A 10,399-nucleotide genomic window follows, 5' to 3' on the forward strand; every position below is an offset into this window, starting at 1 on the left:
TCAGCGCGTCAATGCCGGAAAATGTGCCGTTGTTAAATGCAACAACCTTGTCGCCGGGCATGACGGCCGAGAACATGGTATCCAGCGCGCTCCACCCGGTGCCGGCAACCGCGAATGTATAGGTGTTCGAAGTGCCCCAGATCTCGCGCAGCATGTGCTTGCATTCGACCATCCCGCGCAAAACGTCGCCCTGCATGTGATCCGCAACCCCGGCACTGGAAAAGGCCTGGAGAACTCGGGCGTCGGTATTGCCCGGCCCCGGGCCAGCTGCCAGAGTCTCGGGGATTTCGAGCGCGGGAAAAATCTGAAAAGTCATTCGATCCTCCTTGATCGTTGGGGTGGTCAATCACGCCCAAATATCGTGTTGTGGATCAGGAAAGCGCTGCTTGCATCATCGCGCAACGTAATTTACTACTGCTTTAGGACATCTAATAGGATTAAAAAAATACTACCCATTTTGGCAGAAATACCGAAGTATACCAAGTCTGCACCTATTCTTACGGGTGGTTTTTTGGGATTTTGGATGCAAAATCAATGACTGAGCCTTCACAGCAACCGATTAACGTTATGCTTGCCGACAACAATCCGCTGGTCTTGTCGGCCATGTCCGAGATTTTCGAGCGTGATCCACGATTCTCTCTGGTGGCGACATCGGCAACCGCCGAAGGGTTCTTGGGCGCGGTTATGAGGGTTCCGGTCAAGGTCTGCGTAATCGCCTGGAATTTGCCGGTCTTGGGTGCCGCCAAATTGATTGAGGTTCTGCGTGAACAGGAAAACGCGCCCCGTTTCGTTGTTTATGGAGACGATGACGGAGACATTCCGCGCCTTGCCATGCAGGCAGGAGCGGCAGGGTTCGCGTCCCGATCAGGTGAGGTCGATGTATTGCTGGAAACCTGCTCAGACGTTGCCCGAGGCAAGATGGTTTTTCCGTTCATCGATGTTCGGAAAATGCAGCAGGACCCAATTCACAGCCTGTCCCGCAAAGAGCGCGCCATTCTCGAAGCATTGGCACAGGGAATGTCGAACCGGGACCTGTCAAAAGAGCTGCAGATTTCGACCAACACAGTCAAGTTTCACCTGAGCAACATCTATGAAAAGCTCTCGGTTAAAAACAGAACGCAAGCTATTGCATTCTACTATTCTTCTGGCGCAGCCTCAGATTAACCGATTTGCGCCTATGGCCGAGCATGTACTAGCGATCGCACAATGTCGGCGGGTAAGCTAAATTATGTGAAACTTGCACTTGCCCACCCTTTACAAAAACCTGTGCGTGTTGGCCGGGCTCAGAGATACCTGATCTACGCGCATTGATCACGGTTGAGCCCAAAGTCTTCAGAGAACATCTCAGCATCCAATTTTAAGTCTTTGGCAATTTCTTGGAGCCGAACCGTCTGAAAGCTATCAAGATTCCGCACCGTTCGACTTTCTTCGAACGTGATCAAATCGTGCGATCTGCTAGACCAACATACGATCCCGCCGCAATGGGTCTGTCTATAACCATCCGCAAGTTCGGCGACAGGGTCAGCAAAAAATCGGTCCATTTCAGAATACCTGAGCTGACAGCTCGCGCCATTGCCTGTTCTGTCGTCCGGCACTTGAGCTTCGTGACGATCAAAGATGGCAGAGCATGCACTACTCTATCCTTAGCCATCTAGCGAGCAATGGAACGCCTGCTGCGTCAATTGCCACGCTCGAAACTCAAAAACACCAATGTACGATTGATTTGGCCCTTGTCTTTTTGGGCGACGCGATAAAGACCGTCCGAGGTGATAAGTTCCCTCTGTACGTAGCTGTCAGGGTGGTTAACGGAACTACCGTGTTGTTTCTGAGCTCCGTCTTTGCAACGTGCTACTTCGGTCCATAGGTCGTTGAATGCGCGACTGGCTTCGGCGTCTCGGAATGGAAATTCCCATCGGCAAGAAATGCCTTGGACATTGGCCAGGCCGACATAAGGTTCGCACATCGCTCCTTTCGGCGAGAAACCGGTGGTGTTGTAGTTTTCTAGTGCGGTAACCCGGTCACATACTCCTGCGAAGCCGATTTCTGGCGAAGTTGCCACGACAAATCCCAGCAAAAAAACGACCGCAGATTTGGCCGTTTGCTTGGTTGTCAATTTATCACTCAGCCGCATCCGTGAAATCGTTATTTAGGTAAACACCCTTCACACGCTCTTTTGCTGGATCAAAATGCGGGAACGAAACAATTTTTGCCTTCAAACGCTTTTGCTGCCCATCCAGTTGACCGATCTCAATGTCGTGCCCCTCCAGCGCATGGGTTGATGCAACACGCCCAAGGGCGATGACCTTGCCTAAGATGGGTGACTTCATCGCGCTGGTGATTTCGCCGACCTGCGCTTTTCCGATACGTACACAATCGCCCGGAGAAGGCACTGTTCCACCTTCTATATCAAACCCGACCAGCTTGCGGTGAGGGTGAGCCTTGCGTTCCTCAATTGCGCTGCGCCCGATGAAATCATCGGTTTTAGATTTCAATGGGACGGTAAAACCGACCCCGGCCTCGAACGGATCAGTCTGGTCGTCAAATTCGGACCCGGCAAAGATCAAGCCACCTTCGATCCGCAACATGTCGAGGGCGGCTAGTCCAAGAGGGGCAATTCCATAGTCCTGACCAACTTCCCAGACACGGTCGAAAATCTCGACAGCGTCCTTAGGGTGGCAGAAGATTTCATAACCCAACTCGCCGGAGTACCCGGTCCGAGAAATTACGACGGATGTCCCGCGCACATCCCCAACCCGAGCCACTGTAAGCCGGAACCAAGGCAATTCCTCAATGGTTGGCTGCTGGGGTGGCGTCCAGAATATCTGCGAGAGGATATCGCGGCTGTGCCGCCCCTGTACCGCGATGTTGTGCAACTGATCTGTAGAGTTACGCACCCAGACATTCATGTTGCGCTTTCGCGCTTGTTCCTGCAGCCACAAACCGCTGGTGTCGTTGCCACCAATCCATCGGAAGTTGGTCTCGCCCAGCCGATAGACGGTGCCATCGTCGATCATGCCGCCATGTTCATAGCACATTGCCGTATACACAACTTGGCCGACACTCAGCTTCTTCATGTTGCGGGTCACGCAAAGCTGCATCAGCTCTTCGGCATCCGGACCAACAACCTCGTATTTGCGCAGCGGGCTCAGGTCCATCACAGCAACTTTGTCCCGACAGGCCCAGTATTCGGCAATAGTGCCGTGATTGGTCATCGTATTAGGCAGCCAATATCCATTATATTCGACAAAATCACGGGTATGACGTGCAAAGCAGTCGTGAAATGCTGTTTTCTTGGTTTCTTCCACATCCGCCTCCGCAGATTTTCTGTAGCCATAGGATCGTTTAAAATCTTCGGTAGCTTTGTAAGTTCGCACCTGAATGTCGGTTGGATTCCAGCCATTGGCCGGGTCTATGTCACACGGGCAGCCGGTACTGACGCAGACAAGATCCGTCAGTGCACGCAGCAGCACGAAATCTCCGGGTCGCGACCACGGGTCATCCATACCAATGGCATTGTTGTCGTCCAGCATCGTGTTGAAAAAGAAGTTGATCGCGGGCCAACCTGCGCGGGGACGGATGCCATATTGGCTTAGATCCTTGTTGATATTGTCCGAGCAATTGACGTGGCCGGGATAGCCCAAATCTTCGTAATACCGTGCTGTGCAGGCCAGCCCGAACGTGTCGTGGCGGCCGCATGTATCCTGCACGATCTCAACCAGCGGTTCCTGATCCACTGACCAGTATTTCGAGAATATACCTGGTTGCGGATACAAGCTGCCCATCAGGCTGCGCGTTGTGGTGGGATCAATCTCGCGTTCGATCCCCTGATCTAATGCACGACGGCTGAACGCCTGAAAGTCTGAGCATTCGCGGCCCCTGATATCCACAATCTGAATGAACTCTCCGGCTTTGACCTCATAAGATTCGGCATTGCCAGGCTGAATGTTGATGTCTCTGAGAGGGTCGGCCAACGGATCGGGCGGGCCCACGTCGGGTTTTTCCAAGCCGGGAGCGACACGCTGAATGTATAGGATAATGTCGGTCGGTGGGTTGTTGTCTTCCGGTCGCATCGCTTCACCGGGGGCAGAGACGATCAGAAGACCGTCGCATTCCGCCACGAAGTGCGCCATGTCGCCGGGGCGTGATCCATCCGAGAAAGCCCTGATCGCATCCCCGCGTCCGATGTCGAAACCTGCAACCTCTAAGGCGCGCAACACTTTCTTGCCCGAAGCCGAGCCATTCGCCAGAGTTGCAATCAGCCCTTCTGGTCGACCGTGCCCCTGCGCGCCAAGCATGGCAGCGTCCGAGTTTCGATCGGGGGCAAAGAACACCATCTCAGCGGGTTGCATCCCATCGCGATCCAGTAATGTGAGCGTGTCGCCTTTGGACACCGGAACCGCACGCGACCCTGCGCCAGGGACGGGATGACGTTCCGTGCCATGAGGCAGGATCGGAAGGCCAGGGGCCAGAACCCCGCTGCGTTCGTAAGGTACTTCGAAGACTGGCTTCACATTCATAATGCACCTTCCTGAATAGACTTGGTCGGGCCGCGGTGCATGACCACCAAAAGGCATCCTGTTTCGGTGCGCGAAAAGTGGCTGGACCCGGCGGCAAGGCTGACAAAATCCCCGCTGCGATAACGAAACCCGTCGTGATCGGTCAGATCACCTTCGAGGACAAAGAACTCTTCCGGACCGTGATGAATATGCGGGTTCGAGCGCGTGCCCGGCACCATCTTCATCAGATAGCTGCCTTGCCCGGTATCCTCGTCAAAGCTGACATTCTTCCACCAAACCTGCTCGTCGGGCCGGTCTTTCATCTGCATTCTGACAAAGCCGGTATCGTCGAAACGGGTGACGGTACGCATGTTTTGCTGTTGTGCCATCTTAATCGAGCCCCAGTCGCTTTTTACGCTGTTCCGTCCAGCTGCTGATGGCCATGTCAAAGGTCAGAGCCATCAGCGACACGTTCAGGCCGAGCACAAAGTTTTTGCCCAACTCGGTGCCAGCCAGCGTTCGCTGCAATTCCTGTCCCAGATCCTGAGTGCCGATGAAGGCCGCGATGATCACCATGAAGAAGGCAAACATGATGGCCTGATTGAACCCAACTGCCATTGTCGGCAGCGCCAGCGGGAACTGAACCGACATCAGCTTTTGCCGCCGCGTTGACCCAGACATGTCCGCCGCTTCGGTCATTTCTGGAGGCACGCTGCTGAGGCCAATAATGGTGTACCGGATCAACGGTACCGCGGCGAAGATTAGGATCGAGAACACAACAGCCACGTCATTAACGCCGAACAGCATGATTGCCGGGATCAGATAGATGAAGCTGGGGAAGGTTTGTGCTGTGTCGCAGGCCAGAAGGATGCTTTTTGACCAACGTTCTGATCGGGCTGCGATTACGCCGAGCGGTATGCCAATCAACGTTGCCAGCGCAACAGCCGAAATTACCGTGTATAGAGTGATCACCGATCGATCCCACCAACCCGAGAATGCGACAATGGTAAAGAAAACCGCAGCATAGATACCCGGACGGCGTCCGCCGACCCAATATGCAAAGGCAACGACTATTAGGATGAAGGCGGGGGTCGGGATCGCCAGCAGCGTGTCCCGGAACGGGATCAGAACCTTGACGTTCAGGAACCAGCGCAACCATTCAGTTGTTCCCTTGATAGCATCGATCGCCAGGAACGACTTGATCACCACGTCAATTTCCTTGCCTTGGCTCAGGTGCTGTTTGCGGCCAACTTCAGCCAGGATCGGGAACAGCTGCGACAGCAGGATAAACCCGACAAACAAACCCAGTGCGACCAGTGAGATCTGATGCCGCTTCCACCAGGGTGTGCCGCGTTCAAAGTGAACAGGTTGCTTGACCACCCAAGCCTTGGACATCCGGTCCAAAGTCACGGCCAAAAGGACGATAGTGATGCCAATCTCGAAGGATCGTCCGAGCTTGAAACTTCCCATCATTGCCAACAGCTTAGCGCCAAGACCGGGCATACCGATAAAGGCGGTCAGAACGACCATGGCCAGGCACAGCATGATCACCTGATTGACGCCAACCAGAATTTCGGTGCGCGCTGCCGGAATGTACACATGGCGCAGCATCTGCCAGCGAGTAGAGCCGGACATCTGACCCGCTTCGATCACTTCGGGGCTAACCTTCTTGAGCCCCAGCGTTGTCATCAGGATCATCGGCGGGATCGCGAACGTAATCGTTGCAACGGCCCCGGCGGTTGGACCCACCTTAAAGAAGATCACAGCGGGCAGCAGATAGGTAAAGAATGGCAGGGTCTGAAGCACAGACAGAATGGGCTTCAACATCCGCTCGAACCAGCGATATTTCCACGCGGCGATACCCAGCGCCAGACCCAGCAGAAACGCCAAAGGCGCCGCGACGACGATCACGGACATTGTTTGCATGGCGATCTTCCACTGACCGATCGCAGCCGTCCAGATAAAAGTTCCAGTGCCCAGAGCAGCCAACCGCCATCCACCGACAGCATATCCAACAACCCCAGCGACGGCGGCAATCGCAGACCATGGGATTGGTCCCAGATAGGGCCAGCGACGCTTGCCTTCCAAAAGGTTTGCTGATGTGTCCAGCAGAAACTCTAGAGGACCTTCCGCGATAAAGCGGGTTACATAAATCAAGCCAAGGTCATTTTGAATGAAGCCGAAAATTACGTCCAGAACCTGCGCTGTGGGCGGGATGGCGGCTTCGGGGATGCGGTTCAGCCATTCAGGTAGAATACCAACTGCCTTGGCAAGGATCAGCGCGAAGGCCACGGCAAGCAGCGTGGTAAGTACTCGGGAACGTCCCCACGGCTTGTCCGATGTCTCAGTCAGATCTGTGGACAGCGTCGCCATTATTCGGCTCCGAGCAGGACATTCAGTGCGGCGTCGCGTTCTAGTAAACCGGTGACTACGCCCTTGTCATTTGCAACCGGCAAAAGGATGCGGTTGTCATTGACCAGAACCCGCGCAAGTTCGTGGATCGTTGCGCCACCATTGATTGGTGCGCCTTCCAAAGCGTGTCCGTTGACCGGTTTTGCCAATCCTTTCGCATGAACCACGCGGGCTTTGTCGATGTCCTCGGTAAATTTCGCCACATATTCAGTGGAGGGGTTCATGACGATTTGATCGGGCGTGTCACATTGTTCAACCGCGCCGTTGCGCATGATCGCGATCCGGTCTGCCAAACGCAGCGCTTCGTCAAAATCATGGGTGATAAAGACAATGGTTTTACCCAGCATCTCTTGTAGCCGCAGGAATTCATCCTGCATTTCACGTCGGATCAAAGGGTCAAGAGCGGAGAACGGTTCATCCAAAAACCAAATATCCGGCTCAATCGCCAGGGATCGGGCGATGCCGACGCGTTGCTGTTGCCCGCCGCTGAGCTCGCGCGGGAAATATTCTTCACGACCCTCAAGGCCGACCAGCTTGATTACTTCCAATGCCCGCTCGCGTCGGTCATGGCGATCCTGACCGCGCATTTCCAGCGGGAAGGCCACGTTATCAAGAACCGTACGATGCGGCAGCAGACCGAAGGACTGAAACACCATGCCCATCTTGTTGCGCCGCAACTCGATCAGGTCGCGCTCACTCAGGCTCATGATGTTCTGACCATCAACCTCTATCGTGCCGCCGGTAATGTCATGAAGGCGAGAAAAGCACCGTACCAGAGTAGACTTGCCTGACCCGGACAGCCCCATGATGACCAGCATTTCACCCCGGTCAACTTCAATCGAGACGTCTTTGACCCCGGCGATGTAACCGTCCGCACGTATCTCATCGAAGCTGCGGCCCGCGGGCATAGATTTCAGATAGGTCTCAGGAGAAGCTCCAAACAGTTTCCAGACGTTTTTGGCTGAGATGACGGGCGCTGTGGCGGACATGGCTGCCTACTTTCTTGTTAGGCACGGCCTTGCTTCACTGATATCGGCAAGGCCGCGCCAGTTTCGTTGCGAATGACCGGATTATCAGCTGCAGGCGCTGATCCAGGGGTCAACAACCGCGCGGTTGGCATCCAGCCATTCGGCGGCTGCCTCTTCCGGTTCCAACTCGTCAGTATCGACCAGTTTTGCCATTTCCGCGATTTGCGGATTGGTGAACGAAATTTCAGTCAAAACGCAGTAGGCAGTCGGCCATTTGTCTTTCATGCCATCCCACGCGGCTTTTTTCAGGTAACCGCTGGCTGGGTTGCCGCAATCATACAACGCATCCGGATTCGGACCTTTGGATGGGTCTTTGTCACAGCCATCTTCCCAGGCCGGAAATTCGACAAACTCACCAGGCCAGACAGCTTCGGCAAAGTTGGGTGTCCAGTTAAAGACCAGAACCGGTTTCTTATCCGCCTCTGCGGCTCCGATCTCAGCCCATAGGGCCGCAGCCGAACCCGCATTAATGACCGTGAAATTCAAATCAAGCGCTTCGGCACGTTCCTTACCATGCTTCAACCAGTCGACGGGTCCATCCAGATACCGGCCTTTGTCCCCGGTTTCCGCTGTTGCGAAAAGATGCGCGCAATCGTTTAACGCTTGCCAATCGGGCAGGCCGGGGCAGGATTCCTTAGTCCACATCGGATACCACCAATCCTCGCGCGTGACCGCATCATGATCACCTGCATCATGCAAACCACCCTTTTCCAGCGCGGTACGGAAGGATGCGCCGAATGCACCTTCCCAGACTTCCATCTCAAGTGTGACATCGCCCAAGCGCACAGACTCATAGACCGCCTGGCTGTCTGTCGTGACGTATTCGACGTTGTCACCGATCTCTTCTAGTAGTTGACCTGTAACGTAAGACATCACGATCTGACTGGACCAGTTGTGAATTGGTATGACGATCGGATCGCTGCTGTCTTCGGCAATCGCTCCGGTGCCCGCTACGGCTGCCAAGGTTGCAGCAGAAAATAGATTTGTGAGTTTCATGTTTGCTCCCTGAGTGACGAATATTTTGTATCTGCGGACTCTTCCGGCCCCGAATTTTCTCATTCTGCCTAAATTTTCGCGAGACGCAGAACAGAAATTTGAGAGGCATTGCCTATAAAATCTTGAGGCAAATTTGACTTTTCGCTATCTTAACAGTCAGTTGCCTGATCGGTTTCCAGTCGAAACGGGCAAATGTTTTTGATTGCGATCATCTTCAGATTGGGAAACCGCCTTCGGATGCCAAAGAAAGCACCAATTACCGGCAAGATCCTTCCACCGCTCGATTACCTTTTGGCATTTGAAGCGGCTGCGAAAGCGCAGAGTTTTGCGCAGGCCAGCAAGGTGCTCAACATTTCGGAAACGGCAATCAGCCGCAAGGTGCGACTGTTGGAGCAGCATTATGATGTTCCGCTGTTTGTCAGAGGTCATCGCTCGGTCTCATTGACGCAGCAAGGTGCCATATTGTTGGCAACCGTGGAAAAGTCTCTGGACCTGATGCGGGATGTTAGCCGTGACATGCTGGCTAAACATCAGGCCAACACAGTCTCGATCTCTGCGACCAACTCGGTTGCGTCACTCTGGTTGATGCCACAACTAAGAAAATTCAACAAATCCAATGGTCGCATTCGTATTTCGTTGGTGTCTTCCGACAGTGATGCAGAGTGCCTGTCAGATTCGATGGATTTGACGATATTGCGCGGGGATGGGGAATGGCCCGGATATGATGCTCAGCTATTATTTGGGGAAACTGTTTTCCCGGTCTGCAGCCCAGAGTATCTCAAAAGCAATCCGACGGTGACAGATTTAACTGCTTTGCCGGAGTTGGATCTGATTGAGGTAACCAGTAGTCACGCGGAATGGATGACATGGCACACGTGGCTTAACGGCAATGAAGTTTCAACCTCATTGATGGAACGCGCTGTGGCCTTCAACACCTATCCCCTCTCTATACAAGCTGCGGTCGACGGATTGGGTGTCGCATTAGGTTGGGCCCATCTTGTCGACCCACTGCTTGAAAGGGGCGCGTTGGTCAGACCGATTCAGGACGTATCGGTGCGAACACAGTCTGGGTACTATCTTCTCAAAAGCCCAACGCAAAAAGTATTCCCGGAATTACGCATCGTAGAGGATTGGTTGTTGGGGCTTAGCGCGGTGCGTAAACGCTATGCGTGATCCGTGGCTCTATCGCTTAACAAATGCCCTTTCAATCATGCTCTCACATTTCTGAGGTTGACCCAAAGGAATATTTATTTACCGTAAAGAAAGTATCCGATTCCTCCCCCGATCGCAAATGCGGACGGGTTTGAGTTCGTTAAACTTACTTTGCACGGAGCCCAGCACCCAATGAGCTACAAATCCGACATCGAAATCGCCCGTGAGGCGAACAAGAAGCCGATTCAGGAAATCGGTGCGAAAATTGGCATCTCCAGTGACGATCTGCTGCCTTACGGCCACGACAAGGCGAAG

Annotated in this window: 9 protein-coding genes and 1 pseudogene; 3 read left to right on the forward strand and 7 right to left on the reverse strand. The window is 53.9% G+C overall.

What is annotated here, in order from left to right; translation table 11 throughout:
- Positions 1-316: pseudogene (locus AB1A64_RS22115) on the reverse strand (aminotransferase); the annotation flags it as partial.
- A gap of 218 nt (positions 317-534) precedes the next feature.
- Between AB1A64_RS22115 and AB1A64_RS22120 the strand changes: the two are divergent.
- Complete coding sequence (locus AB1A64_RS22120; RefSeq protein WP_366554303.1) at positions 535-1,164, forward strand: response regulator transcription factor; 630 nt, start codon at positions 535-537, stop codon at positions 1,162-1,164.
- 514 nt (positions 1,165-1,678) lie between these two features.
- On the opposite strand, the gene AB1A64_RS22125 is transcribed toward AB1A64_RS22120, so the two are convergent.
- From AB1A64_RS22125 to AB1A64_RS22150, 6 genes are all read right to left on the reverse strand, one after another.
- Positions 1,679-2,113, reverse strand: a complete 435-nt coding sequence (locus AB1A64_RS22125) for a hypothetical protein (RefSeq protein WP_366554305.1) — start codon at positions 2,111-2,113, stop codon at positions 1,679-1,681.
- 4 nt (positions 2,114-2,117) lie between these two features.
- A complete protein-coding gene (locus AB1A64_RS22130; protein WP_366554307.1) occupies positions 2,118-4,517 on the reverse strand; it encodes a DUF1989 domain-containing protein in 2,400 nt (799 codons plus the stop codon).
- Entirely contained in the window at positions 4,514-4,885 is a 372-nt protein-coding gene (locus tag AB1A64_RS22135; protein ID WP_366554309.1) for a cupin domain-containing protein, read from the reverse strand. The genes AB1A64_RS22130 and AB1A64_RS22135 overlap by 4 nt, the downstream gene beginning before the upstream one ends.
- Before the next feature lies 1 nt (position 4,886).
- Positions 4,887-6,869: an ABC transporter permease subunit gene (locus AB1A64_RS22140; RefSeq protein WP_366554311.1), complete on the reverse strand. Its 1,983-nt coding sequence runs from the start codon at positions 6,867-6,869 to the stop codon at positions 4,887-4,889.
- Positions 6,869-7,897 carry a glycine betaine/L-proline ABC transporter ATP-binding protein gene (locus AB1A64_RS22145; protein ID WP_366554313.1) on the reverse strand — a complete coding sequence of 343 codons (1,029 nt, stop codon included), beginning with the start codon at positions 7,895-7,897 and terminating at the stop codon, positions 6,869-6,871. Before AB1A64_RS22145 ends, AB1A64_RS22140 begins: the two co-directional genes overlap by 1 nt.
- Positions 7,898-7,981: 84 nt before the next feature.
- On the reverse strand, positions 7,982-8,932 hold the full coding sequence (locus tag AB1A64_RS22150) for an ABC transporter substrate-binding protein (RefSeq protein WP_366554315.1): 951 nt from the start codon (positions 8,930-8,932) through the stop codon (positions 7,982-7,984).
- Positions 8,933-9,169: 237 nt separating this feature from the next.
- Here AB1A64_RS22150 and AB1A64_RS22155 point away from each other — a divergent pair, with 237 nt between their 5' ends.
- Both AB1A64_RS22155 and AB1A64_RS22160 read left to right on the forward strand, forming a co-directional pair.
- On the forward strand, positions 9,170-10,105 hold the full coding sequence (locus tag AB1A64_RS22155) for a LysR substrate-binding domain-containing protein (RefSeq protein WP_366554317.1): 936 nt from the start codon (positions 9,170-9,172) through the stop codon (positions 10,103-10,105).
- Positions 10,106-10,276: 171 nt separating this feature from the next.
- Positions 10,277-10,399, forward strand: a 123-nt coding sequence (locus AB1A64_RS22160; RefSeq protein ID WP_366553403.1) for a formate--tetrahydrofolate ligase, incomplete at its 3' end; no start/stop codon positions are given.

Origin of the sequence: Ruegeria sp. ANG10 (genome assembly GCF_040705255.1) — a bacterium.
Taxonomy (GTDB): Bacteria; Pseudomonadota; Alphaproteobacteria; order Rhodobacterales; family Rhodobacteraceae; genus Ruegeria.